We start from the raw sequence: 24505 nt of genomic DNA on the forward strand, positions 1-24505 counted from the left end.
CCGGGGGGGCCGGGGGCCCCCCCCCCCCCCGGGCGGGGGGGGGGCCCCCCCCAGCAGGAGCGGCCGCCACCCGGTCCGCGTCAGTTCAAGCCGAGGTGCCGGGGGCCCCGCCCATGATGCGGAGGTACTCCTCCGGTCCGACGGCCAGGCCGTGCACCGCCGGGTCGAGGGACCATGCGCCCGCGGCATCCCGGGAGAACACGGCGACCGTGGCCGCGGTGGCGCCCGCCACCCCCGCGAGCGGGCCCTCGGGGACGAGGTCGACGTACCCCTCGCGGATCCGCAGGGCCATGCCTCCGATGTCACCGAAGGTCTTGTTGCCGTCCTCGCTCTGGATGACCACGCCCACGACCACGCGCCGCAGCCGCTCCGACATCCGGTCGAGTTCGAGGGTCATCACCTCGTCGAAACCGAACCCCTGGCCGGTGCGGCTGTCCCGGTTCAAGGTGACGGTGCCGTCCGGGGCGCGGTGGTCGAAATAAACGGCGTACTCGGGCGTTCCGTGCAGATCACCCTCCGCGTACGCCGCCGCGACGATGTCGAGATCGTTCGCGGGCGAACCGGGCGCGCTGGGATCCCATTTCAGCGCCACCTCCACCCGGGCCAGACTCTTGCGTACTCCGCTCATCGAACTCCCCCTCCAGGTCACGTGCGTTGCCCCCGTACCCCGTCATGCTGTCACGGGGATCTTCGGGCCCGCCCGGATCGTTATCCTCAATTCTTCCTCAGATGTAGTGACGCTGTGCACATGGGCTTTCTAGCTTCTCCAAGCAAGCCGTTCCCTTCGGAGAGAGTCCAGCATGAAGGTTTCCCAGGCCGGTGCGGTCGCCGCAACGATCGCTCTAGCCCTGACCGCCTCCGGATGCGGCGGGCATGATGACGCCCCGCACACGATCCCGATCGGGATCAAGTTCGACCAGCCCGGCCTGGGATACCGGGCGGCGGACGGCACGTTCTCGGGCTTCGACGTGGATGTCGCCCGTTATGTCGCCAAGGAGCTGGGCTACAAGCCCAGTCAGATCGAGTTCAAGCAGGTCTACAGCGCCGACCGGGAACTGCTGATCCAGTTCAACGAGGTCAAGTTCGTCGCGGCGAGCTATTCGATCAACGACAAGCGCAAGACCAAGGTCGACTTCGCCGGGCCGTACTTCCTGGCCCACCAGGACCTGCTGGTCCGCGCCTCCCAGACCGACATCACCAAGCCCGAGGACCTCAACCACAAGAAGCTGTGCTCGGTGACCGGCTCCACGTCGGCCGAGAACATCAAGAACAGCCTCGCGCCCAAGGCGGACCTGCTGGAGCTCCCGGGCTACTCCGAGTGCCTCATCGCCCTTCAGGACAGCCAGCTCGACGCGCTGACCACGGACAACACCATCCTCGCCGGGTACGCCGCGCAGGAGGGCAACCAGGGCAAGTTCAAGCTGGCCGGTCTCAGCCTGAGCAAGGAGAACTACGGCATCGGCATCAAGAAGGGCGACACCGAGCTCCAGACGAAGATCAACGGCGCGCTGCGCAAAATGGTGCAGGACGGCTCCTGGGCGAAGTTCGTCAAGAACAACTTCGGCGCCGTCAACTACAAGAACGAGCCCGCCCCGGCGATCACCGAGGGCAAGTAGCGGGCCGGCCGTCGCTACCCGGTGGGAACCGGTCCCCGCATGTGCGCGCTGATCCACTGGATCAGGCCGCCGTCGTGCATGCCGGGGACGTAGCTGCGGGCGTCGTGGCCGCCGCCCTGGTCGACCTGGAACCTCGTCTTGACAGGCCCCTTCCCGTAGTCCCTGATGAAGTCTTCGATGAGCGGCCGGTTGCGGATGTCGCTGCCCTTGGTGCCGACCTGGAAGGCCAGGTAGACCTCGGGGCCTTCGCGCTCCGCCAGGCGCCGCGCGAGTTCCGGCGGGCTGTTCTCCGCCTTCTCCTTCGGGTGCCCGTGCCACAGGGGGGAGTCGGGAACGATGTCGGGCCCTCCGGCGATCACGGCCTTGAACTTGTCCGGTTTCTGCAGCACCGCCTTCAGCCCCGCGAAACCGCCCGAGGAACTGCCCATGAAGGCCCACCCGTCGCGTGAGGCGATGGTCCGGAAGGTGGCGCGGACCAGGTCGGGGACGTCCTCGGTGAGCCAGGTCCCCATCTTGGGCTGACCGGGGATGTCGCTCCCGTCCCAGTACAGGCCCCCCTTGTCGGTGGCCGGGTTCAGGACGGGCATGGCGAGGATGAACGGCAGGCTGCTGCCCTCCCGGGACCACGCGGAGATGCTGGACTCCAGCTTGAGGCCCGGGTCCATCCAGTAGTTGGTGGGGTAGCCGGGGCCGCCGGGCAGGGCGATCAGCACGGGGAAGCCGCTGCGCGCGTACGCCGGATCCTTGTAGAGCGGCGGCACCCACAGCCAGACCCGGCCCGTGAACCCGGACTTCCGCCCGGCCAGCGTCGTGACCATGACCTTCGTGCCGTCCTCCGGGACGGTGGCGGCGATGCGCAGTTCCGGCCGGGGCCCGGTCGGCATCAGGGTCAGCGGATCGGCCGGGGCGCGGGCCGGACGGGCGGCGCGGGCCGGGGGCTGCGGCGGGTCGTCGTCGAAGCGGACGACGTCCCCCGTGTCCGAGAACAGGTCGTCGTACGAGAGCGCGCACCCGGTGGCGACGACGGCCGCCACGAGCGCCGCCACGGCTGCCGCCCAGCGGCGCCGCGGCCCGGGCCGCCCCGTCGTCCGCGGCGCCTGCGGGGCCTGCGGGGGCTCCGGCCATGGCTCTGTGCCGTGATTCATCGTGTACCACTCCCGACGCCGACCGCTGCGTGCGAACCGCTCCGGTCGTCACGTTAGGAGAGGGCGGGCACAAAGCCGCGGATCGCCACCAACCGGTCTGAAAAGGGCGCTTGGTGAGGTCGGCCCCGCACGGCGCGCTCCGGTCCGGAGGTGTGCTCCGAGCAGGGAAGGTGTGCTCGAAGTTGCGCGATAATGCGTCACTTCGAGCATCTTCCTTCACCTGAGCCCGGTGGGCGCGCTATGTTGCCGGGTGCATGCCAAAGAGCTGTGTCCGTGTCCCGGACCGCACGAGGAGCTGCCCCATGAGACTCACCCCCCACCTCCTGCCACCGCTCCCACCCCTGTTGCGGCGTCCCCGGCCCGTCCGTGGCCCCCGCCGGACCGCCCGCCCGACCAGCGCCCGGCGCCGTACCCCCCTCGCCGCCCTGCTCGCCGGCGCCCTTGCCGTGGCGGGCCTGGCCGCCGCCGGGCCGGCGGCCTCCCTGGCCGAAGCCGCGCCCGCCGCGAGCGTCGTGAGCGCCGCCCCCGCGTCCACGGCGGGCGACGCCACCGGGCTGACCCGGTCCGGGAACACCTTCACCGTGACCTCGACCAGCGGCGCCAAGGTGCGGGTGGTGGTCGCGCGGGCCGATGTCTTCCGGCTCTGGCTCTCCCCGGACGGCGCCTTCACCAACGACCCGGCGGGCTCCGACCTCGCCCGGACCACCGACTTCGGCCCGGTGAGCGCCGGGTTCACCGACGCGGGCGGCTACTACAAGATCACCACCGGGTCCGTCTCGATCCGGGTCAACAAGGCGCCGTTGCAGTTCTCCGTCTACCGGGCCGACGACTCCACCCTCGTCTGGCAGGAGACCCGGCCGACCAGCTGGGGCGGCGGCCAGACCACCCAGTACCTCGCCCGCGGCGCGGACGAGCAGTTCTACGGAACCGGTCTGCGACTGGGGGAGTGGGCGCTGCGCGGCAAGACCGTGCCGGTGGCCGTCGACAACAAGTGGCGCGAGAACAACAACGCCAGCCCCGCGCCCTTCTACATGTCGACCAACAACTACGGCGTCATGCGCAACACCTGGGCGCCGGGCTCCTACGCCTTCAACGCCCCCAGCACCCTGACCCACAACGAGAACCGTTTCGACGCCTGGTACTTCACCGGCGACTCCCTCAAGTCGGTGCTCGACGCCTACACCGACGTCAGCGGCAAACCCTTCCTCGCGCCGATGTGGGGCTTCGAACTGGGCAACGCCGACTGCTTCAACGCCTCCAACCCGGCCTATCAGGGCGACCACGACCGGCTGCGTCACCAGACCACCCCGGACGTCGTCGGGTACGCGACCGACGCCCGCGCCGCCGACATGCCCTCCGGCTGGTTCCTGCCGAACGACGGCTACGGCTGCGGGTACACCGCGCCCCTGAAGTCCACCGTCGACGCCCTGAAGGCCAAGGGCTTCCAGACCGGACTGTGGACCTCCACCGGGCTCGGCTCCATCGCCGACGAGGTGTCCGTGGCCGGCACGCGGGGCGTCAAGACGGACGTCGCCTGGATCGGCGGCGGCTACAAGACGGCGTTCTCCGGCGTCCAGCAAGCGGTGGACGGCATCGAGAAGAACTCCGACGCCCGCCGGTACGTGTGGACCGTCGACGGCTGGGCGGGCACCCAGCGCAACGCCGTCGTCTGGACCGGCGACACCAACGGCACCTGGGACGACATGCGCTGGCACGTCCCCGCCATCGCGGGCGCGGGCCTGTCCGGTCTGAACTACGCCTCGGGCGACATCGACGGCATCTTCGGCGGCAGCCCCAAGACCTACGTCCGCGACCTCCAGTGGAAGGCCTTCACGCCGGCCTTCATGACCATGTCCGGCTGGGGCGCCACCGGCCCCTCCGCGGGCTACCAGGACAAGCAGCCCTGGCGCTTCGCCGAGCCCTACCTCTCCATCAACCGCAAGTACCTCCAGCTCAAGATGCGGCTGATGCCCTACCTCTACACGATGAGCGCGGCCGCCCACGACACCGGCGTGCCCAGCACCCGTGCGATGGTGCTGGACTACCCGGACGACCCGGTGGCCCGCGGCAACCTCACCAGCGGCCAGTTCATGGCCGGGGACTCCTTCCTCGTCGCGCCGGTCGTCTCCGACACCGCCGTCCGCGACGGGATCTACCTCCCCGCGGGCACCTGGACCGACTACTGGAGCGGCAAGACGTACGCCGGCCCGGGCTGGCTGAACAATTACGCGGCCCCCCTCGACACCCTCCCCCTGTTCGTCAAGGGCGGCGCCATCGTGCCGATGTGGCCCCGGATGAACCACACGGGCGAGAAGCCGGTCTCCACCCTCACCTACGACATCACCCCGCGCGGCGACTCCGCCTTCTCGCTCTACGAGGACGACGGGATCACCCGCGCCCACCAGAACGGCGCCTCGGCCCGCCAGCAGGTCAAGGTCAGCGCCCCCACGGCGGGACCGGGCACGGTCACCGTCTCCGTCGGCGCCTCCACCGGCAGCTACGCGGGCAAACCCGCTGCGCGCGGGTACGAGTTCACCCTCCACGTGGCTTCCGCCCCCGCCACCGTCACCGCGGACGGCGCCGCCCTCACCCGCCTCGCCTCCAAGAGCGCCTACGACGCGGCCGCGACCGGCTGGTTCCACGACCCGGCCGACCGCGCGGGCGTGGTGTGGGTCAAGACCGGTTCCAAGGCGGGCGCCTTCACCGTCTCCGCCACCGGTACGACGATCCCCAAGGCCGAACCCGTCCCCACCTCCACCACCCCCGTCCCGCAGGCCGGCTGGTCCCTGATCTCCGCCGACAGCCAGGAGACGGGCTCCGAGAGCGGCGCCGCCGTCAACGCCTTCGACGGTGACCCGGCCACCCTCTGGCACACCGCCTGGTCCTCCGGCACCCCGGCGGCCCTGCCGCACGAGATCCGGATCGACCTCGGCGCCCGCTACGCGGTGGACGGCCTCGGCTACCTGCCCCGGCAGGACGGCGGGAACAACGGCCGGATCGGCGGCTACGAGGTGTACGTCTCCGACAGCGCCACGGACTGGGGCGCCCCGGTGGCCACCGGGACCCTTCCCGACACGGCGGCGGCCAAGACCGTACCGCTCGCCGCGAAGACCGGGCGCTACCTGCGGCTGAGGGCGCTCACCGAAGCGGGCGGCCGGGGGCCCTGGACCAGCGCGGCCGAGATCACCCTGACCGGGCGGCCCGCCGCACTGCCCACCGACGCCACCCTCGTCAACGGGGCCTCGGCAACCTGCGCGGACCTTCCCCACAGCGCCACGGCGCCCGGCACCGAACCCTCCCTGTACACCTGCCACGGCGGGCCCAACCAGCGCTGGACCCTCCAGGGCGACGGCCGGATCACCGGTCTGGGCGGGGTCTGCCTCGACACCACCGCCGGGGCCACCGGCGCCGTGACGGTACGGGCCTGCGCCCCCGCTCCGGTACCCGCCGCCCAGAACTGGCAGCAGGGGCCCGACGGCAGCCTGCGCAACGCCGGCCAGTGCCTGGTTCCGACCGGCTCCGCCACGGCCAACGGCACCACGCTGGGCCGTGCGCCCTGCACGGGCACCGCCGCGCAGCGGTGGACGTTCACTCCCTGACGGAGGCGGCGGACGGGGCGGCCGAAAGCGCCCCGTCCGCCGCTCCCGCCCCGTCCGCCGCCCCCGCCTCGACGGCCAGTTCCCGGACGAGGTCACCGGCGTAGGGCTGCGGCGCGCGCCGACGCGGCGTGAGCACCCCGATGTGCCGGGCGGGGCGCGGCGGGTCGATCTCCACGGCCACCGCGCCCGGCCCCGGCGCCGACGAGACCGACGGCACGAGCGAGACGCCCACGCCGGCCGTGACCAGCGACTGCGCGAAGAAGTAGTCGGTCGTGGAGGCGGCGACCCGCAGTTCGAAACCGGCCTGCGCCGCATACCGGCGCAGGTACGCCTCCGTCTTCAGACAGCCCAGCACCCACCGCTCGCCCGCCAGCTCGCCGAGTTCCAGCGAGGCGCGGCCCGCGAAACGGTGGCCGCGCGGCAGCACCACCGACAGCGGATCGTCCATCAACGGCGTCCAGTCGAGCACCGGCCGCGCCCCCGGCCCGCCCGGCCCCGCCGGTGTCGGCCCGTCGAAGCGGTAGGCCAGCGCCAGATCGGCGGCGCCCCGGCGCACCATCGCCGCCGCCTCCTGCGGCTCCGCCTCCAGCACGGTCAGCTCGATGTCCGGCCGCGCCGCCACGAACCGCGCCAGCGCCGCGGGCAGCAGGTGACGGCCGCCGCTCGTGAAGGTGGCGAGCGTCAGCCGGGGAGGGGCCTCGCCGAGCCGGGCGATCCGCCGCCGGACCTGATCGAGTTCGTCGGAGATCGCCTCCGCCGCCTCGACCAGCAGCCGGCCGGCCTCGGTGAGGGTGGCGCCCCGGGTGGTGCGCACCGCCACCGCGTGACCGAGCGCCCGCTCCAGCGCCGCGATGTGCTGCGAGACCGCCGACGGGGTCAGCAGCAGTGCTCCGGCCGCCCGGTTGAAGCTGCCGTGCTCGGCGACGGCCCGCAGCACGCGCAGCCGCTGCACATCGATCATCAGTTCTCCTTGCGACGGGTTCAGCGAGCAAGCGGTTCCGCTGGGGACGGGACGGCGGCAGAGTCGGCGGCATGCGAAACATATGCGTCATCGGCGGAAGCCGGTACTTCGGAAAGCACCTGGTCAAGCTGGAGCGGGACGCCGGGAACCAGGTCACCGTCATCAACCGCGGCTCCACCGGACCGCTGCCCGGCACCACCCGCCTCGTGGCCGACCGCGACGACGAACGGCAGCTGCGCGAGGCCCTCGGCGCGCGCACCTTCGACGTGGTCGTCGACCAGGTCTGCTACACCCCGCGCCAGGCCGCGCTCGCCCGCCGCGTCTTCGCCGGACGCACCGGCCGGTACGTGATGACCTCCACGATGGAGGTGTACGACCCCGCGACCTTCGCCGTCCCCCCGCCCGGCCCCGCGGGCGTCCCGGTCACCGAGGACCGCCTCGACCTCACCGCGCTGCCCCCGGCACGGGATGCGGCCGCGCCGGATCCCGCGACCGCCTACGCCGAGGGCAAGCGCCGGGCCGAAGCGGTCCTGCTGAGCGAGCCGGAGTTCGACACGGTGTCCGTCCGGACCGCCCACGTGCTCGGCGGGGGAGGCGCGGACTTCACCGGGCGCCTCGCGCACTACGTCGAGCGGATCGCGGCCGGCCGGCCCGTCGACGTCCACCCCGACCCCTTCCCGACCTCCTTCGTCCACCACGAGGAGATCGCCGCGTTCCTGCGCTGGTCGGCGGCGGGCACCTTCACCGGGCCCGTCAACGCCGCCTCCCACGGAGCGCTCGACGTCACCAGTCTGTGCGAACTGATCGCGGCCGCGACCGGTACGCGCCCCCGCTACCGCACGGTGGCGGGCGCCGCCGCCTCCCCGTTCTCCTTCGACCGCGGCTACGCGATGGACAACGGCCGCGCCGCCCGCCTCGGTTTCGGCTTCACCCGGGTCGCGGACTGGCTCCCGGGGGCCGTGGCCGAGGTCCGCGCTTCCGCCGTGTGAGAGACCGCCCCCCGCTGGGCCGCCGGTCCGCCAGTGGCCGCTCGTGCGGGCATCCGGCTGGGCCAATGGCCCACCCGAGCAGCATCGAGTTGAGCCGACGGGCCTCCGGATGGTTATCTGTGCCGTATCCATGTACTTACGGCGCCGTGCGGCGCCGGACGGCGACGAGGCCGCTCCGGAGCACGGTGCCTTCGCCGTGTCCGCCCACGCCCACCACCCCCGGGCCGCCGCGGGACCGGCGAGCGCACGATCGCAAGGGGGGCGGCACACCGCCGTGAAGAGGATGTTCGTGGCTCCGGATCCGGGGCGCCTGAGACTGCGCACCTCACTGCGCGCGGTGACCGGGGTCGGCCTCGCCGTCGCCGCCGCCGAAGGCTGCGGCCTGTCACTCCCCGCCTCCATCACGGCGGGCCTGGCGGCACTGCTCGCCCTGTTCACGGTCACCGACCCCGGCGTGCGCGCCCAGCGCGTGACGACGGCCCTGCTGCCGGTGGCCGGTTTCCCGGTGTTCGCCCTGGCCACCTCCCTGCACGGCGTCCCCCTAGCCCGCGACGGGGCCTTCCTCGCCGTCGTCCTCGGCGGGGTCTACGCCCGCCGCTGGGGTCCGCGCGGCCACGCGCTCGGCATCTTCGCCTTCATGAGCTTCTTCATCACCCAGTTCCTGCACGCCGTCCCCGCCCAGCTGCCCGAGCTGTACGCCGCCGTCGCGCTGGCGCTCACGGCCGCCGGCGCCGTGCGGTTCCTGCTGTGGCCCATCGAGCGGCGCGATCCGCCCCCCGCCGTCCCGCCGGGGCTGCCCGGGCGCGGCCTCGCCCGGCCCACCACCCGCCAGGCCCTCCAGGCCACGGCCGCCTGCGCGGTCGCCCTGTCGCTGGGCCAGTCCTTCTCCGAGGACCGCTGGTACTGGGCCGTCGGCACCACCTGGTGGATCTTCGTCAACACCACCTCGCGGGGCGAGACCCTGGTCCGCGGTTTCCGCCGGGTCCTCGGCACGGTGATCGGCATCGTCGTCGGGCTGCTGATCGCGATCCCGCTGCACGGCGCCCCCGCGCCCACGGCCGCGCTGGTCGCGCTCTGTGTCTTCGGCATCTTCTACACCGCCGCCGTGTCGTACAGCTGGATGATGCTCGCCGTCACCGTCATGGCCGGGCTGCTCTACGGCCTCCTCGGCGTCCTGAACCCGGCCCTGCTGGTCCTGCGCCTGGTGGAGACCGGGGTCGGGGCGGTGTGCGCCGCGCTCGCCGTGGTCCTCGTCCTGCCCGTCACCACCCACGCCACCAACGACGCCTGGATCCAGCGCGCCCTGCGCTGCGTGCACGCCGCCACCGCGGCCGCCGCCGCCCGCCTCGCGGGCTCGCCCACCGCGGACCCCGCTCCGCACGCCGCCGAGCTGGAGCTGCTGCTGGCGCGCGTCCGGATGGCGCTCGCCCCCCTGGTGCACCCGCTCAGCCCCTTCCGGGACCGCCGGGCCCGCGCCCGCCGGGTCATCGCGCTGCTGGACGACTGCGCCCGCGAGGTGCGCGGCCTCGCCGCCGTCGCGGCCGACCCCGCGGCCTCCCACGACGCGCGTCTGGCCGCCGCGTGCTGGCGGGTGGAGGCCGCCGTCGAGGCCCTCACCGCGCCCATGACCGAGCTCCGCCACGACCGGGAGCCCGTGGCCGCCGCGACCGCGCCGGCTCTGACCGAGCCCGCGCTCGCCCATCTGCACGGGCTGGAACGGGCGCTCGCCGAACTCGCCCACCCGCTGCGTTCGGAACGCCCCTCGCCGCTGATCGGCGCCGGCTGAGGCTGGTGAGCGCCGCGGCATCGTCGCGGACCCTATGGCACAACCCCTGATTCCGCAGGCGGATGAGGGCGGTTCACTCGAACGAAGGTTCCCGGGTGACCTGCCGGACGCCGCTGACCTGCGACCCGTAGAAAGGGTGGTGGGCCATCGCACATGCATCTGACATGTACAGGGTGGATCTGCGGGTACAGGGGGTAACCAGGCGAAATGGAAATTCTGCATCAGCCGTCGACGGCCCGCCAGGTGTGGGAAGAGGCACGAGAATTCATTCAGCTGTTCCACCGGGAGAATCCGGAAGCCGGCGATCCGGCCCGCCGCCTCGACGCCGTACGGACCCAGCTGGCGGAGACCGGAACCTACCGGCACACCCACGACGAGGTCGTCCACGGTGCCCGCGTCGCGTGGCGCAACAGCAACCGGTGCATAGGCAGGCTGTACTGGAACTCCCTGCGGGTGCGCGACCGCAGGGGCCTCACCGGCGCCGACGAGATCGCCGCCGAGTGCTTCGAGCACCTGCGGGACGCGACCAACGGCGGCCGGGTGCGGCCCACGATCACCGTCTTCGCCCCCGACACCCCCCGGCGCCCCGGCCCGCTCATCTGGAGCGAGCAGCTCATCCGCTACGCCGGGTACGGCGACGAGGACTCGATCCCCGTCGGCGACCCGCGCAACGCGTCCCTGACCCGCGCCCTGTGCCGGCTCGGCTGGACGGGGGGCCGCGGCGGCGCCTTCGACCTGCTGCCCCTGGTGGTGCAGGGCTGCGACGACAAGCCGCGGTGGTTCGACCTCCCCGAGGACGCCGTGCTGGAAGTCCCCATCCGCCACCCCGAGGGCGACGGCTGGGCGGACTGGGGGCTGCGCTGGCACGCCGTCCCGGCCATCTCCAACATGTGCCTTGAGATCGGCGGCATCCACTACCCGGCCGCGCCCTTCAACGGCTGGTACATGGGGACCGAGATCGGCTCCCGCAACCTCGGCGACGAGGACCGCTACAACCTGCTGCCCGAGGTTGCCCGTCGACTGCGGCTTGACACCTCCAGCGACCGTTCGCTGTGGAAGGACCGGGCGATGGTGGAGCTGAACCGGGCGGTGCTCGACTCCTTCGACCGCGCCGGGGTCACCATCGCCGACCACCACACCGAGTCCCGGCGCTTCCTGTCCCACATCGACCGGGAGGAGCGCAAGGGGCGCGAGGTGGGGGCGGACTGGTCCTGGATCGTGCCCCCCATGTCGGGTTCCGCGACACCGGTCTTCCACCGCACCTACGAGGACCGGCGCCAGAGCCCGGCGTACGTCCAGCACACCGGGGCGCGGGAACGGGCGATGGGGCGGGATCTGGTCTAGACCCCTCTGTTACCGTCGGCCCGACGAACCGGCGGAGAGGGAGAACACCGTGGCAAGTACGGACCGGGGCAACGGACATGCGGGTGCGGGTGCGGGTACGGCGGACGGCCACGGCGGCGCGGGCGGTCCCGGCGCCCCGGCCGGAGATCCCGGCGGGACGCGGGGGCGGCGTGCGTACATCGGCTCGTTCACCTCGACCGGCGGGGGCGGCGTCACCACCGCCGCCGTCGACCCGGCGACCGGCGCCCTGACCCCGATCGCCACCACCGGCGCCCTCGCCGACCCCTCCTACCTGGCGCTCGGCGCGGACGGCGGGATGCTCTACGCGGTCAGCGAGACCAACCACGGCGCCGTCGGCGCCTTCCGGCCCTCCGACACGGAAGGGCTCGTACCGATCGGCTCCCCGGTCGCCGTGGACGCCTCCGGCCCCACGCACCTCAGCGTCACCGGGAGCCACCTGGTCACCGCCAACTACACCTCGGGCAGCGTCAGTACGCTCGCCCTCGCCGCCGACGGGCGCCCCACCGGACCGGCTTCGGTGCTGCGCCACCACGGTTCGGGCCCCGACGCCGACCGCCAGGCGGAGCCGCACGCCCACCAGGTGCTGCCCGACCCCGGCGGGCGCTGGGTGCTCAGCGTGGACCTCGGCACCGACTCGCTACGGGTGTGCGCGCTCGACCCGGTCACCGGAGCACTGCGGGTGCACTCCGAAGCCGTCCTGCCCGCGGGCAACGGTCCCCGCCACCTCGCCTTCCACCCCGGCGGCGCGCTGCTCTACGTACTGAACGAACTGCGGCCGCTGCTGACCGTCTGCCGGTGGGACGCGGCCACCAGGGCAGTGGAACCGGTCGGCGAGGTTCCGGTCGCCCCAGAGGGCGGCTCAGGGGCCGTACGGCCCTCACCCTCGGCCGTCAGGGTCTCGCCCGACGGCCGGTTCCTCTGGGCGGCCGTCCGCGGCCTCGACTTCATCGCCGCCTTCGCCCTCCCCGGGGAGGGCGCCGAGCCGCGGCTCACGGGCACTGTCCCGTGCGGCGGCCGCTGGCCCCGCGACCTGGTGCTCGATCCGGCCGGGCAGCGGCTGTACGCGGCCAACGAGCACTCCGGGGACGTCACCTGGTTCGACGTGGACCCGCTGACCGGCCTGCCGCGGCGCGCCGGGTCCGTCCCGGTGCCGGCGGCCACCTGCGTGGTCTTCGGCTGACGGTCACGCCGGGTCCCGGCCGACGGCCCGGCCCATCCCGCTCCGGCAGCGCGAGGGCCCGCCCGCGGATCCGATGATCCGGGGGCGGGCCCTCGTCGCGTGCGGGCACGGATCAGTGCACCGGGGTCTCCAGGGAGATCCCCGCGGCGCGGCTGTACTGCGCCACGGCGAGCTTGCCGAGCGCCGGGTAGGCACCGAGCGCGTCGGCCGTGGCGCAGCCCGCCTCCTTGCACGCGGTGTCGATGAGACCGTCGGCGGCCTCCGGGCCGATCAGGTACGGGGCCAGCGCCAGCTGGACGGCGCCGGAAGACTGGCGCAGCTCGTCGGCGACGGCGGCCACGGAGCCCTCCTGGTCCAGGGCGGCGGCCATGACGGGCACCGCGAGGCGCGCGGCCAGCAGCATCCCGGTGATCCCGGCGGCCTGGACGGCCTCCGGCCCACCGGTGGTGGCCAGGATGATCCCGTCGGCGGCCGTGGTCACCGTGAACAGCCGGGCCCGGTCGGCCCGGGCCAGGCCCGCCTCGGAGAGGCGCACGTGCACGGCCTCCGCCAGCAGCGGGTGCGGGCCGAGGACGTCGGCAAGCTCCACGGCGGCGGCGCAGTCCATCATGGCCTGGCGGATCCGGCGCAGCAGATCGCCGTCCGGGCCCACCAGCAGCGGAACCACCACGGCGTCGGGGCCGCTCGGCGGGGGCACGTCCTGGCCGGTCGCGCGGGCGAACTCGGCGCGCGCCGCGCGCTGGTGCCCGATCGCGGTCAGGACGGCCGACAGGGCGGGGAACTCGGCGCCCTCGGTGTCATCGCCGTCCAGGAAACCGACGTGCGCGTCCAGGCCGGGCAGCTCGGAGCGCCCGATGCTCAGGATCTCCTCCGCGTACCCCCGCGAGGCGGCCGAAGGGGCACCGGGCACGGCGAGTACCAGCGCGGGCGCGCCCTCGGGCGCCACCGCGGGCTCGGGCCGGCGGTGCCGTCCGGTCTGGCGGGGTCGCGGCATTCGTACGGGCAGGCCATTCGCGGGCCCAGTGGGGGAGCTCATGGCGCCGCATGCTACTGGCTTTCCCGTACCGGCTGTTCGGGCAGGGCCCACTCGGGCGGCATCTGTCCGCATTTATCCGGTGAAGGTCAGATACGATCAACTGACGGACGGCAAGCGCCAGTCCACAGGCTGTGATCCCTGGCGGACCAGCAGGTCGTTCGCCCTGCTGAACGGCCTGGACCCGAAGAACCCGCGGTCGGCCGACATCGGGGACGGGTGCGCCGCCTCCAAGGCGGGAAGCTCCCCCAGCAGGGGCCGCAGATTGCGGGCGTCCCGGCCCCAGAGCACCGACACCAGCGGCTTGCCCCGTGCCACCAGGGCGCGGATCGCCTGCTCCGTCACCGCCTCCCAGCCCTTGCCGCGGTGGGCGGCCGGTTTGCGCGGAGCCGTGGTCAGGGCCCGGTTGAGCAGCAGGACGCCCTGGCGGGTCCACGGGGTCAGGTCGCCGTTCACGGGCCGGGGCACGCCGAGGTCGCTGTGCAGCTCCCGGAAGATGTTGTCCAGGCTCCCGGGAACCGGGCGCACGTCGGGGGCCACCGAGAACGACAGCCCGACCGCATGCCCCGGCGTGGGGTAGGGGTCCTGCCCGACGATGAGGACCTTCACCTCGTCGAAGGGCTGCTGAAAGGCGCGCAGGACGTTCGCGCCGCTCGGCAGGTACGTCCGGCCCGCCGCTATCTCGGCGCGCAGGAACTCGCCCATCGCGGCGATCTGCTCCGCCACCGGTTCCAGAGCACGGGCCCAGCCCGGCTCGACGATCTCGTTCAAAGGTCGTGCTGCCACGCCGCGTCACTCTAGTTGATCCGCACGCGGCGTCCGTTCACGCCAACGGCCGCTCCATCACGGCGGCCCGGACGCACAGCACGTCGGGCAGGTGTCCGGCCAGCAGCTCCCAGCTGTCGCCGTCGTCGGCGCTGGCGTACAACTCGCCGTTGCGGTTGCCGAAGTAGATGCCCGCCGGGTCGGCGTCGTCCGTGCAGAGTGCGTCGCGCAGCACCGTCCCGTAGTGGTCGCCGGAGGGCAGGCCCGCGCTCAGCGGCTCCCAGGTGGCGCCCGCGTCCCGGGTGCGGAAGACCCGGCAGCGGTGTCCGGCCGGGACCCGGTCGGAGTCGGCGTTGAGCGGGAAGACGTAGGCGGTGTCCGGCCGGTGGGGGTGGGCGGCCACCGCGAACCCGAAGTCGGAGGGCAGGCCGCCGCCGATGTCCGTCCACAGCGCGCCCGCGTCGTCGCTGCGGTAGACGCCCCAGTGGTTCTGCAGGTAGAGGCGCTTCCGGTCGCCCGCGTCCTGGGCGATCTTGTGGACGCACTGGCCGAACTCGGGCTGCGGGTCGGGCAGGAAGACGGCCGAGACGCCGTGGTTGGACGGCGTCCAGCTCTCCCCGCCGTCCTCGGTGCGGAAGACTCCGGCCGTGGAGACCGCGACGGTGACCGCCTCGGGGCGGGCCGGGTCGGTGATCACGGTGTGCACGGCCTCTCCGCCGCCCCCGGGCACCCAGGCCGAACGGGTCGGATGCTCCCACAGCGGGCGCACCAGCTCGAAGGTCTCGCCCCGGTCGGCGGAGCGGAACAGCGCCGCCGGTTCGGTCCCCGCGTACACGACGCCGGGGGCCTCGGGCCCGGCCGGATGCAGCTGCCAGACCCGCTCCAGGGAGGCGCCCGTGTCCTGGGGGAACTTGACCGCGGGCGCGGCAGGTTCGTGCCAGGTCGCCCCGAGGTCGTCGGAGCGGAAGACGGAGGGCCCCCAGTGCAGGCTGTCCGCGCCGACCAGCAGCCGGGGCGCGGGCCCGCGCCGGTCGATGGCCACGGCGTAGACGGCCTGCGCGTTGAAGTGCGGATCCTCGAACCGCCAGTGACCGTCGGACCCCCGGCGGCCGATGAAGAGTCCTTTGCGGGTTCCTGCGAGCAGTAGTACGTCGGCCATGGCCGACACCTCCCGGACGTCGTTGTCCTCGGGGACATTGCCTTTCCGGCCAGTCTGCACCCGACCACTGACAGCGGCCCGGCAGGCGCTGCGGGGCGTGGCGGGGCATCTGACCTGCTGATCGATAGTGGCCGGGAATGCGATCGTGTCTGCTGGTTACTTGATCGTACGGAGGCGTAAAGGGTTCACTTCTGGCTTCTGCTGCCCTGTGAGAGGCGATCCGTGGCCATCGAGCACCTCCCTCCGCTCGACCTCGCCTTCTGGCGGATCGAATCCGCCTCCCATCCCATGCACCTCGGCGCGCTCGGCGTGTTCGAGGCCGCCGGTCCGGACGCGGCCGCCCGCGCCGCGGAGCTGATCGCCGAGCGCTGCGCCGACGTGCCCCGGCTGCGCCGCCGGATCCACGACGTCCTGCTGCCGGTGGGCGCGGCCGCCTGGTCACCCGCCCGCGACTTCGACCCGGCCCGGCACGTCTTCCTCGTCCGGCACGCGCACACCGACCTCCACGGCGACGCCGATCCGCACGCCGCCGCCGGACCGCTGATGGCTCGGCCGCTGGAGCGGGGGCTGCCGCCGTGGGAGGCCCACGTGCTGGCCGGGCCGGACCCGGAGACCTTCGCCGTACTGTTCAAGTTCCACCACGCGCTGTCCGACGGACTCGGCGTGCTCGCGCTCGCCGCCGGTCTCTTCGACGAGGGGCTGCCGGTACGGGGCTCCGCGCGCCCCGCGGCCCGGGCGGCCGGGCCGCGCCCCGGCCGCCCCGCGGCGGAGCCCCGCTCGGCCCTGCGGCGGCTGCCCGGCACCCTGGCGGCGCGCGCCCAGGACGTCGGCCAGGCCCTGGAGATCGGCGCCGCCGTGGCCCGGTCGGGGCTGCCCCTGGGCGTTCCCGACGGGTTGAGCGCCGAGAGCGGCGGCGCGGCGGGGAGCAGGGCGCTGGCCGGGGTCGCGCTCGACCTCGACGACGTGAACCGGATCCGCAAGGCCGCCGGGGGCACGGTCAACGACGTGCTGATCGCCCTCGTCGCGGGGGCCCTGCGGCGCTGGCTGGCCGGGCGCGGGGAACCGGTGGGCGGGGCGTCCGGGCCGCGCGCCCTGATCCCCGTCTCCCGGCGCCGCTCCCGGGACGGGTCCGGCGCGGGCAACCGGCTCTCCGGTTACCTGCTGCGGCTGCCGGTGGCCGAGAGCGAGCCCCTGCGCCGCCTGGACGCGGTACGGGCCGACATGGACCGGAACAAGGAGGCGGGGCCGGCCCGGGGCGCGGGGGCCGTCGCCCTGCTCGCCGACCACGTGCACCCGCTCGGCCACCGGCTCGGCGGGCCGCTGCTGGCCCAGGCGGCGCGGCTGCTGTTCGACATCCTCGTCACGAGCGTGCCGCTGCCGGGGCTGAGCTTCTCGCTCGGCGGCAGTCCGGTCCGCCGGATCTACCCCCTGGCCCCGCTGGCCCAGGGACACGCGCTGGCCGTCGCGGTCTCCAGCTACCGGGGCACCGTCCACTTCGGGCTGGTGGCCGACGCCGCCGCCGTGCCGGATCTCCAGGCGCTGGCGGAGGCGCTGCGGACGGAACTCGAAGAACTCGTACGAGAGGTCTCGTAGTACGAGAGATTCCGTAGTACGGTGTATCTCGTACTTAGGTGCCGTGCCCGGCCGCTCCGGCTGCCGGACCCGGCATCCGTCGGCCGCGTCCCGTGGAGATCCAAGATGAGTGCCAGCCTGTTCGAGCCCTACACCCTGCGTTCGGTGACCGCGCCCAATCGCGTCTGGATGGCTCCGATGTGCCAGTACAGCGCCGAGCCCGCGGGCCCGCAGGCGGGTGTGGCCGGCGACTGGCACTTCGCGCACTACGCGGCCCGCGCGGTCGGTGGCACCGGCCTGATCATCCAGGAGGCCACTGCGGTCTCCCCGGAGGGCCGGATCTCCCCCTATGACCTCGGCATCTGGAACGACACCCAGGTCGAGGCGCTGCGCCGGATCACCGGATTCCTGAAGGCGCAGGGCACCGTGCCCGGCGTCCAGATCGCCCATGCGGGGCGGAAGGCGTCCACCGACGCACCGTGGAAGGGCGGAGCCCCGATCGGCACGGAGGACGGCGGCTGGCGGGCGAGCGCCCCGAGCGCGGTGCCCTTCGCGGAGGACCACCCCGTGCCGCACGAGCTGACGGTGGAGGAGATCCAGGAGGTCGTGGAGCAGTTCGCGGCCGCCACGCGGCGCGCGCTGGCGGCGGGGTACCAGGTCGTCGAGATCCACGGCGCCCACGGCTACCTGATCGGCGAGTTCCTCTCCCCGCACAGCAACCGCCGCACCGACGCCTACGGCGGGTCCTTCGAGAACCGGATCCGCTTCGCCCTGGAGGTGGTGGACGCCGTGCGGGCGCAGTGGCCCGAAGAACTCCCGCTCTTCTTCCGGATATCCGCCACCGACTGGCTGGAGGGGGACGGGTGGACGGCCGACGAGACGGTCCGCCTGGCGTCCGTGCTCCGGGAGCACGGGGTGGACCTCCTCGACGTCTCCAGCGGCGGCCTCGCCCCGCACGCCCGGATACCCGTCGGCCCCGGCTACCAGGTGCCGTTCGCCGCGCGGGTCAAGGCGGAGGCCGGGCTGGACACAGCCGCCGTGGGCCTGATCACCGAGCCGGCGCAGGCCGCGAAGATCGTGGCCAACGGTGAGGCGGACGCGGTGCTGTTGGGCCGCGAGCTGCTGCGCGACCCGCACTGGGCGCGGCGGGCGGCGGGCGAGCTGGGGGCCGAGATCCGACGCCCGAACCAGTACCACCGGTCGTGACCCGTCCGAGAGGCCGCGCGGGGCGCCGTCCACCGGTTCTCCACTCGAACCATGTACTACGATGGTTCTCGTACCATCGTGGTGTCCAGCGAGTGGAGGAGTACAGATGACGGAGCCCAGTGCCACCGCCCGTTCCCTCGACCACCCGAGCCCTGCCGAGATCCGGCTGGAAAGCGTGCTGCACGCCCTGTCCGACCCGGTGCGGCTGTCCATCGTCCGCGAACTGGCGGGGGGCAGCGGCGAACTGTCCTGCTCGTACTTCGAGTTGCCGGTGACCAAGTCGACCACCACGCACCACTTCCGGGTCCTGCGCGAGAGTGGCGTCGTGCGCCAGACCTACCGGGGCACCACCAAGCTGAACGACTTGCGCCGGGACGACCTGGACGCCCTCTTCCCGGGCCTCCTCGACGGCATCCTGACGGCCGCCTCCGCCGAGGCCGAGCGCACGGCGGGCTGACCGGTCCGGCGCCTCGGCCGCCCCGCGCGGGGCGGCGGGACGCCGGGGCGGCCGGGCGGCCGGGACGTCGCTCGGGTGCCCCCCGGCCGGCACGCGCCCCGGGTGCTCTCCTCCCTGTCCGCGCGGCAGGCGGGGGCGTGCGTTCGGAAACCCTCCCCGGCCGGGCCTCCGAAGGGCCCGTGCGGCCCCTCCGTGGCCCCTTCCGTGATCTTTCGGCCGACGCCCGGACGGGGGCGTGGCGCGGCGGGCGGCGGGCCGTCAGAGCGGCCCCACCGGCCTCCCCGCGAAGGGCCTGACCTGGCCTTTCGTCGCCGTTCGGCCTACGGTCGTGCTCTCGGGGAAAGGGGGACCGGATGGACCGGAACATCCGCACCATCGACGACGTGCTGCGGCTCATGGACGGCCTGTTCGCGCCGGAGTCCGACCGCTGGACGGCCGGCGCGGCCGACTGGTGGGACGGGTTCTACGCGGACCGGAGCAGGTCCGTGCCGTTCTTCGTGGCTGCACCGGACGAGCACCTCGCCGAGGCGCTCGACCGCGGCCTGATCCGGCCCGGCCGCGCGCTCGAACTCGGCTGCGGGCCCGGCCGCAACGCTCTTCACCTCGCCTCGCTCGGCTTCGAGGTGGACGCGGTCGACCTGTCCCCGGCGGCCCTCGCCTGGGCCGGGGAGCGGGCGGCGGAGGCGGGTCTCGACGTCCGGTTCCACCACGGCGACATCTTCGACCCCGACCCGGCAGGCTGGGGCGGGACCTACGACCTGATCGTCGATTCGGGCTGCTTCCACCACCTGCCGCCGCACCGCCGGATCAGCTACCTCGCGCTGCTGGACCGGGCGTTGGCCCCTGGTGGCCACTTCTCGCTCACCTGCTTCGCCGCCGGCGAGGCGGGCATGGGATCCGAGCTCTCCGACGCCGAGTTCTACGGCCAGGCCCGGCTGCACGGCGGCCTCGCCTACACGGCGGAGTCGCTCCGCGCGATCTTCGCCGACCTGACGGAGCTCGAACTGCGCCGGATGAACGACGAGCCGCCCGCCTCCCCGCGCTTCGGCGAACCCTTCCTCTGGAGCGCCCTGTTCCAGAAGCCCCGGACCCAGCCGCAAACGTAGCCTTGGCCGAAGCCCGGCCCCGGCCCCGGCCGGGCGGGCGCACCGGCTCGACGGCTACTCCGCCGTGGCCGCCGCCGCGAGGAGGCCCGGCCAGTCCGGGATCTTCACCGAGCGGCGGCCCAGCGACAGCCCGAGCGAGGACTCCGCCGTCTCGATCGCCAGCCAGCCCGGCCACAGCACCGGGCTCAGGCCCGCGGCGCGCAGGGCGTCCAACGGGTCCCCGGGCAGCTCCCGCCCGGCCAGCGTGCCCGCGTCCTGGAGCAGCGAGGACGCCGTCTCCTTCGCGCAGGGCCGGTTGGTGCCGATCACCCCGGTCGGGCCGCGCTTGATCCAGCCGGCCACGTACTCGCCGCGGGAGACCCGGCCGTCGCGCAGGACCCGGCCCGCCGCGTGCGGGACCGTACCGCGCGCCACGTCGAAGGGCAGTCCGGGCAGCGCCACGCCCTGGTACCCGACCGACCGCAGCACCAGCTCGGCGCCGAGGTCCTCGTAGGCGCCGGTCCCCGACACCCCGCCGTGCCCGTCCGGGGCGGTCCGCTCGAAGCGCACCCCGCTGACCCGGCCGTCCGGCCCGCCCAGGACCTCCACGGGCCGCAGGAAGAACCGCAGGGTGATCCGCCGCGCCCCCTCCCGCGGCCGGTGGGCCGTCCAGTCGCGCAGTACCTCCACGTTCCGCCGGTTCACGGCGGGCAGCGCGGCCGCGGCCGCCGGATCGGCGTAGGCGGGGTCCAGGGCCAGTTCGCCGGCCCGCACCACCGTGTCCACGCCGGGCAGGGTGCCGAGTTCGCGCAGCTCCTTCGTGGTGAACCTGCCCTGCGAGGGCCCGCGCCGGGCCACCATGGCCACCTCGCGGAGCCCGCTGCCGGCCAGCACTCCGAGGGCCGGTTCCGGCATGTCGGTGGGCCGTAGGTCCGTGACCGCGCGGGCCAGGATCCGCGTCACGTCCACGGCGACGTTCCCCGCTCCGATCACCACCGCCGACCGCACGCCCGCCAGGTCGAAGTCGTCCGCCGCCGTGTCAGGGTGTGCGCTGTACCAGGAGACGAACTCGGTGGCGGAACGCACCCCGGCCAGTTCCTCGCCCGGGATCCCGAGCGTCCGGTCCCGGGCGGCGCCCACGCAGTACACGACCGCGTGGTACAGCTCCAGCAGCCGCCGGGTGGTCAGCCGGTCCCCGCCCACCTCGACGTTGCCGAGGAAGCGGATCCGCTCGTCCTCCAGCACGGTCCGCAGACTCCCCTGGAGCGATTTGATCTTCTCGTGGTCCGGAGCCACGCCGTAGCGCACCAGGCCGTACGGGCACGGCAGCCGGTCCAGTACGTCGACCCGCACGCCCGGCACCTCGCGCTGCTGGACCAGCGCCTGTGCGGCGTAGACCCCGCTCGGGCCCGAACCGACCACGGCGACACGAAGCACGGAGGGTCTCCTTCCGCAGAGGGATCCAGCATGGCACCGCCGCCGCGGACCGTCAGCCCATCGCGCGCATCCGGCTGACCTCGGCGCTCTGCTGCGCCACCACTTCGTTCGCCATCTCCTCGACCGCCCCGTTGTTCCCGCCCGCGAGGGCCTCACCGGCCATGGTCACCGCCCCCTGGTGGTGGGCGATCATGAGCCGCAGGAAGAGCCGGTCGAAGTCCGGGCCCGAGGCCCGTGCCAGCTCCTGGAGCTGCTGCTCGGTGGCCATGCCGGGCATCGGCGCCCCGCCGTGGTCGTGCGGCGCCGGTCCGCCGGTCGCCGCGCCCGGTGCCGGGACGCCGGTCCCCGCGGTCGCCGTGCCCGGTGCCGGGACGCCGGTCCCCGCGGTCGCCGTGCCCCGCTCCGGGTACCTGGCCAGCCAGCTCTCCATGACCTTGATCTCCGGCCCCTGGGCCGCGGCGATCCGTTCGGCGAGCCGCTTGACCGGCTCGGCCGAGGCCCGTTGCGGCGCCAGTGCGCTCATCGTCAGGGCCTGCCGGTGGTGCTCGGTCATGCGGCGCACGTAGCTCCGGTCGGCGGCGTTCGGACTGTCGTCGGGCCGTTCCCGCGCCGCCTGGCCGGGGGAGAGGGTGCGGGGCTGCTCGCCCGGCCGGCCCGGGGCGATCACCACCGGTCCGGCGGCGGACTCGTCGTCTCCGCCTCCCTGGCAGGCGGTCAGGCCGAAGGCGGACACGGTGGCCAGGACCACCCCGGCGCACCGGTGGAGCACGCGTGCCGTCATGCGCTCTGTTGTCATGGGCATGCAGAGGAACATACTGCCGGAGACGGGGGTACCGGTTCCGTTCCCGCCGAGAGGGGTCGGAACACCCCCAAGGGAGGACACATTGACCTCGTCAGTCCCGTTAGCCTCACTCGCCTCACTCGCCTCACTCGCCTCACCCGCCCTGGCCGTCGCGTCCCGTCCCCGCAGAGCGCGCCCGCGGACCCTCGCCGCGGCCGCCGCAGCGGCCGGACTCCTCGTGGCGCTGCTCGCCGTCGCGGCCCCCGCTTCCGCCACCCCCGATCCCGGCGACCTGACCCCGGCGGCGCCCGGCCGCAGCGCCGCCGGCCCCCCGGCCACCGGAACCGTCTCCTCCGACATCCCCGGACGCGACGAGATCGTCCACAGCCGCAACATCACGCCGCTGGCCAACATCCCCGGCGCCAACCCCGCCGCGATCAACTCCGACATCGCCTTCCAGGGCCGGTACGCCTACGCGGGCAGCTACGACGGCTTCACCATTTACGACATCGGCAACCCGAACGCCCCCAAGACCGTCACCACGGTGCTCTGCCCCGGCGGCCAGAACGACATCTCCGTCTCCGGCGACCTCCTCTTCCTCTCCACCGACTCCTCGCGCAGCGACGATTCCTGCAACAGCGTCTCGCAGCCCGCGACCGAGAAGTCGTCGTGGGAAGGCATCAAGATCTTCGACATCCGCGACAAGAAGAACCCGAAGTACATCAAGTCCGTGGAGACGGCCTGCGGTTCCCACACCCACACGCTCGTGCCGGGCAAGCGCGGGGACATCTACCTCTACGTTTCCTCGTACTCGCCGAGCGAGGCCTTCCCGGACTGCCAGCCGCCGCACGACGGCATCTCCGTCGTCAAGGTCCCGAAGAAGGACCCCCGGCAGTCGGCGGTCGTCGGCTTCCCGGTGCTCTTCCCCGACGGCGGCAACCCGGGCGCTCCCGCCAACCCCGGGGTGTCCAAGACCACCGGCTGCCACGACATCACCGTGCTGCCCTCGAAGGACCTGGCCGCGGGCGCCTGCATGGGTGACGGCATCCTCTTCGACATCAGCGAACCCGAGCGGCCGCGCGTGATCGACCGCGTGCAGGACAACGTGAACTTCGCCTTCTGGCACTCGGCGACCTTCAACGAGCGCGCGGACAAGGTGGTGTTCACCGACGAACTGGGCGGTGGCGGCGCCGCCACCTGCAACGAGGCCACCGGCCCGAACCGCGGGGCCGACGGCATCTACGACATCACCGGACGCGGCGACCAGCGCAGGCTCGTCTTCCGCGGCTACTACAAGATCCCGCGCCACCAGGCCGACACCGAGAACTGCGTCGCCCACAACGGCTCGCTCGTCCCGGTCGGCGGCGGCCGGGACATCATGGTGCAGGCCTGGTACCAGGGCGGCGTGTCCGTCTGGGACTTCACCGACTCCACCCGCCCGAAGGAGATCGCCTACTTCGAGCGCGGCCCGCTCAGCACCGACGCACTCAGCCTCGGCGGAGCCTGGTCGGCGTACTACTACAACGGCCACATCTACGCGAACGACATCACCAAGGGCCTCGACGTGCTGCGCCTGGACGACTGGCGCACCGAGAGCGCCAAGTGGGTCTGGACGGACCGGCTGAACGTCCAGTCGCAGCCCGACTACCACTGAACCTAGAGGAACGTTCCGTCGGGCGGGCCCCCGTCCGGCGGGACCCCCATCTCCCACTCCAGCCCGTACCGCTGGAACAGCTCCGCCCGCAGCCGGGCCGCGGCCATGGGCGCCCCCGGCAGCAGGACGGCGAACACCGCGCCCATCAGCAGCGCCCGCAGCAGCGGATAGTCGCGGTCGGGATTCGTGTCCGGATCACCCGCGCCGCGGCGGGCCACGGTCTCCCGCAGCAGCTCCGCCAGCTGCCGCTGCTCCGGGCACTGGACGAACCCCTCGTTCGAGAGGATGCCCGCCATGTGCGTGCGCATCAGCAGCGGCTGCTCCAGCGCCAGCCCGAGGACCGCGTCGATGGCCCGGGCCAGCAGCTCCCGCCCGGCGTCCGCTCCGGCGGGCTTCGGCTCGCGCTCCAGCGCCTCGCGCAGGGTCCGGTACATGAGGCGGTGCACCGCCGACTGCAGCAACTGGCGCTTGCCCGGGAAGTAGTACGACACCAGGCCGCGCGCCGCCCCCGCCCGGACCGCGATGTCCCCGAGGGTCGTGGCCTCGTAACCCCGTTCACCGACGAGTTCGACGGTGGCCTGCAGCAGCCGCTCCCGGGAACGTCTGCGCAATTCTTCATTGACCGATGCGCTGCGCGGGACCATGCTTACTCCTGCGTTGACTGGCTCCGAGCCAATATACTCAGCGCACGGGCCGACCGGTGGTGGGCGACGCG

20 protein-coding genes are annotated in these 24505 nt (G+C 73.4%); 11 read left to right on the forward strand and 9 right to left on the reverse strand.

Annotated features, from left to right (window positions below; translation table 11 throughout):
* Positions 1-85: 85 nt before the first annotated feature.
* On the reverse strand, positions 86-628 hold the full coding sequence (locus ABZY31_RS21460) for a TerD family protein (RefSeq protein WP_356412674.1): 543 nt from the start codon (positions 626-628) through the stop codon (positions 86-88).
* A gap of 172 nt (positions 629-800) precedes the next feature.
* Here ABZY31_RS21460 and ABZY31_RS21465 point away from each other — a divergent pair, with 172 nt between their 5' ends.
* The gene (locus ABZY31_RS21465; protein ID WP_356412676.1) at positions 801-1616 is read left to right on the forward strand and encodes a glutamate ABC transporter substrate-binding protein; all 816 of its coding nucleotides are present in this window, start codon (positions 801-803) and stop codon (positions 1614-1616) included.
* Positions 1617-1630: 14 nt separating this feature from the next.
* Here the strand turns inward: ABZY31_RS21465 and ABZY31_RS21470 are convergent, their stop codons facing one another.
* Complete coding sequence (locus tag ABZY31_RS21470) at positions 1631-2761, reverse strand: alpha/beta hydrolase-fold protein (RefSeq protein ID WP_356412678.1); 1131 nt, start codon at positions 2759-2761, stop codon at positions 1631-1633.
* A 302-nt stretch (positions 2762-3063) separates the two neighbouring features.
* On the opposite strand from ABZY31_RS21470, the gene ABZY31_RS21475 reads away from it, so the two are divergent.
* Positions 3064-6360, forward strand: a complete 3297-nt coding sequence (locus ABZY31_RS21475) for a TIM-barrel domain-containing protein (RefSeq protein ID WP_356412680.1) — start codon at positions 3064-3066, stop codon at positions 6358-6360.
* Here ABZY31_RS21475 and ABZY31_RS21480 read toward each other — a convergent pair.
* On the reverse strand, positions 6350-7321 hold the full coding sequence (locus ABZY31_RS21480) for a LysR family transcriptional regulator (RefSeq protein ID WP_356412682.1): 972 nt from the start codon (positions 7319-7321) through the stop codon (positions 6350-6352). The genes ABZY31_RS21475 and ABZY31_RS21480 overlap by 11 nt on opposite strands.
* Before the next feature lie 71 nt (positions 7322-7392).
* On the opposite strand from ABZY31_RS21480, the gene ABZY31_RS21485 reads away from it, so the two are divergent.
* The 4 genes from ABZY31_RS21485 to ABZY31_RS21500 all read left to right on the forward strand — a co-directional run bounded on the left by ABZY31_RS21485 (position 7393) and on the right by ABZY31_RS21500 (position 12641).
* Complete coding sequence (locus tag ABZY31_RS21485) at positions 7393-8310, forward strand: NAD-dependent epimerase/dehydratase family protein (protein WP_356412684.1); 918 nt, start codon at positions 7393-7395, stop codon at positions 8308-8310.
* Positions 8311-8593: 283 nt separating this feature from the next.
* The gene (locus tag ABZY31_RS21490; protein WP_356412771.1) at positions 8594-10096 is read left to right on the forward strand and encodes an FUSC family protein; all 1503 of its coding nucleotides are present in this window, start codon (positions 8594-8596) and stop codon (positions 10094-10096) included.
* Positions 10097-10303: 207 nt separating this feature from the next.
* Positions 10304-11440: a nitric oxide synthase oxygenase gene (locus ABZY31_RS21495; protein WP_356412686.1), complete on the forward strand. Its 1137-nt coding sequence runs from the start codon at positions 10304-10306 to the stop codon at positions 11438-11440.
* 178 nt (positions 11441-11618) lie between these two features.
* Entirely contained in the window at positions 11619-12641 is a 1023-nt protein-coding gene (locus ABZY31_RS21500; RefSeq protein WP_356412772.1) for a lactonase family protein, read from the forward strand.
* Between the two features lie 112 nt (positions 12642-12753).
* On the opposite strand, the gene ABZY31_RS21505 is transcribed toward ABZY31_RS21500, so the two are convergent.
* The 3 genes from ABZY31_RS21505 to ABZY31_RS21515 form a co-directional block, all read right to left on the reverse strand.
* Positions 12754-13677 (reverse strand): hypothetical protein, encoded by a 924-nt coding sequence (locus ABZY31_RS21505; RefSeq protein ID WP_356412688.1) that lies wholly within the window; start codon positions 13675-13677, stop codon positions 12754-12756.
* Between the two features lie 96 nt (positions 13678-13773).
* On the reverse strand, positions 13774-14460 hold the full coding sequence (locus ABZY31_RS21510; RefSeq protein ID WP_356412690.1) for a uracil-DNA glycosylase: 687 nt from the start codon (positions 14458-14460) through the stop codon (positions 13774-13776).
* Between the two features lie 37 nt (positions 14461-14497).
* Positions 14498-15598 (reverse strand): exo-alpha-sialidase, encoded by a 1101-nt coding sequence (locus ABZY31_RS21515; RefSeq protein ID WP_356412692.1) that lies wholly within the window; start codon positions 15596-15598, stop codon positions 14498-14500.
* 222 nt (positions 15599-15820) lie between these two features.
* Between ABZY31_RS21515 and ABZY31_RS21520 the strand changes: the two genes are divergently transcribed.
* From ABZY31_RS21520 to ABZY31_RS21535, 4 genes are all read left to right on the forward strand, one after another.
* Complete coding sequence (locus ABZY31_RS21520) at positions 15821-17191, forward strand: wax ester/triacylglycerol synthase family O-acyltransferase (protein ID WP_356412694.1); 1371 nt, start codon at positions 15821-15823, stop codon at positions 17189-17191.
* A gap of 105 nt (positions 17192-17296) precedes the next feature.
* Positions 17297-18376: an NADH:flavin oxidoreductase/NADH oxidase gene (locus tag ABZY31_RS21525; protein ID WP_356412696.1), complete on the forward strand. Its 1080-nt coding sequence runs from the start codon at positions 17297-17299 to the stop codon at positions 18374-18376.
* Positions 18377-18482: 106 nt separating this feature from the next.
* A complete protein-coding gene (locus tag ABZY31_RS21530; protein WP_356412698.1) occupies positions 18483-18833 on the forward strand; it encodes a helix-turn-helix domain-containing protein in 351 nt (116 codons plus the stop codon).
* 353 nt (positions 18834-19186) lie between these two features.
* A complete protein-coding gene (locus tag ABZY31_RS21535) occupies positions 19187-19939 on the forward strand; it encodes a class I SAM-dependent methyltransferase (protein WP_356412700.1) in 753 nt (250 codons plus the stop codon).
* A 54-nt stretch (positions 19940-19993) separates the two neighbouring features.
* On the opposite strand, the gene ABZY31_RS21540 is transcribed toward ABZY31_RS21535, so the two are convergent.
* Together ABZY31_RS21540 and ABZY31_RS21545 are read right to left on the reverse strand one after the other, a co-directional pair.
* On the reverse strand, positions 19994-21355 hold the full coding sequence (locus tag ABZY31_RS21540) for an FAD-dependent oxidoreductase (protein ID WP_356412702.1): 1362 nt from the start codon (positions 21353-21355) through the stop codon (positions 19994-19996).
* A 52-nt stretch (positions 21356-21407) separates the two neighbouring features.
* Positions 21408-22157: a DUF305 domain-containing protein gene (locus tag ABZY31_RS21545; protein WP_356412703.1), complete on the reverse strand. Its 750-nt coding sequence runs from the start codon at positions 22155-22157 to the stop codon at positions 21408-21410.
* 217 nt (positions 22158-22374) lie between these two features.
* On the opposite strand from ABZY31_RS21545, the gene ABZY31_RS21550 reads away from it, so the two are divergent.
* Positions 22375-23790: a hypothetical protein gene (locus ABZY31_RS21550; RefSeq protein WP_356412705.1), complete on the forward strand. Its 1416-nt coding sequence runs from the start codon at positions 22375-22377 to the stop codon at positions 23788-23790.
* Positions 23791-23792: 2 nt separating this feature from the next.
* Here ABZY31_RS21550 and ABZY31_RS21555 read toward each other — a convergent pair whose 3' ends face one another.
* Complete coding sequence (locus ABZY31_RS21555; protein ID WP_356412707.1) at positions 23793-24434, reverse strand: helix-turn-helix domain-containing protein; 642 nt, start codon at positions 24432-24434, stop codon at positions 23793-23795.
* Positions 24435-24505: the final 71 nt, after the last annotated feature.

The organism is Streptomyces sp. NPDC006529, assembly GCF_040611795.1.
Classification (GTDB): Bacteria; Actinomycetota; Actinomycetes; order Streptomycetales; family Streptomycetaceae; genus Streptomyces.

What these genes read in the sequence shown, in the direction of transcription:
- ABZY31_RS21460 (WP_356412674.1), bottom strand. Translation starts at nt 628, where the DNA reads ATGAGCGGAGTACGCAAGAGTCTGGCCCGGGTGGAGGTGGCGCTGAAA.
- ABZY31_RS21465 (WP_356412676.1), top strand. Translation starts at nt 801, where the DNA reads ATGAAGGTTTCCCAGGCCGGTGCGGTCGCCGCAACGATCGCTCTAGCC.
- ABZY31_RS21470 (WP_356412678.1), bottom strand. Translation starts at nt 2,761, where the DNA reads ATGAATCACGGCACAGAGCCATGGCCGGAGCCCCCGCAGGCCCCGCAG.
- ABZY31_RS21475 (WP_356412680.1), top strand. Translation starts at nt 3,064, where the DNA reads ATGAGACTCACCCCCCACCTCCTGCCACCGCTCCCACCCCTGTTGCGG.
- ABZY31_RS21480 (WP_356412682.1), bottom strand. Translation starts at nt 7,321, where the DNA reads ATGATCGATGTGCAGCGGCTGCGCGTGCTGCGGGCCGTCGCCGAGCAC.
- ABZY31_RS21485 (WP_356412684.1), top strand. Translation starts at nt 7,393, where the DNA reads ATGCGAAACATATGCGTCATCGGCGGAAGCCGGTACTTCGGAAAGCAC.
- ABZY31_RS21490 (WP_356412771.1), top strand. Translation starts at nt 8,594, where the DNA reads ATGTTCGTGGCTCCGGATCCGGGGCGCCTGAGACTGCGCACCTCACTG.
- ABZY31_RS21495 (WP_356412686.1), top strand. Translation starts at nt 10,304, where the DNA reads ATGGAAATTCTGCATCAGCCGTCGACGGCCCGCCAGGTGTGGGAAGAG.
- ABZY31_RS21505 (WP_356412688.1), bottom strand. Translation starts at nt 13,677, where the DNA reads ATGAGCTCCCCCACTGGGCCCGCGAATGGCCTGCCCGTACGAATGCCG.
- ABZY31_RS21515 (WP_356412692.1), bottom strand. Translation starts at nt 15,598, where the DNA reads ATGGCCGACGTACTACTGCTCGCAGGAACCCGCAAAGGACTCTTCATC.
- ABZY31_RS21525 (WP_356412696.1), top strand. Translation starts at nt 17,297, where the DNA reads ATGAGTGCCAGCCTGTTCGAGCCCTACACCCTGCGTTCGGTGACCGCG.
- ABZY31_RS21530 (WP_356412698.1), top strand. Translation starts at nt 18,483, where the DNA reads ATGACGGAGCCCAGTGCCACCGCCCGTTCCCTCGACCACCCGAGCCCT.
- ABZY31_RS21535 (WP_356412700.1), top strand. Translation starts at nt 19,187, where the DNA reads ATGGACCGGAACATCCGCACCATCGACGACGTGCTGCGGCTCATGGAC.
- ABZY31_RS21545 (WP_356412703.1), bottom strand. Translation starts at nt 22,157, where the DNA reads ATGCCCATGACAACAGAGCGCATGACGGCACGCGTGCTCCACCGGTGC.
- ABZY31_RS21555 (WP_356412707.1), bottom strand. Translation starts at nt 24,434, where the DNA reads ATGGTCCCGCGCAGCGCATCGGTCAATGAAGAATTGCGCAGACGTTCC.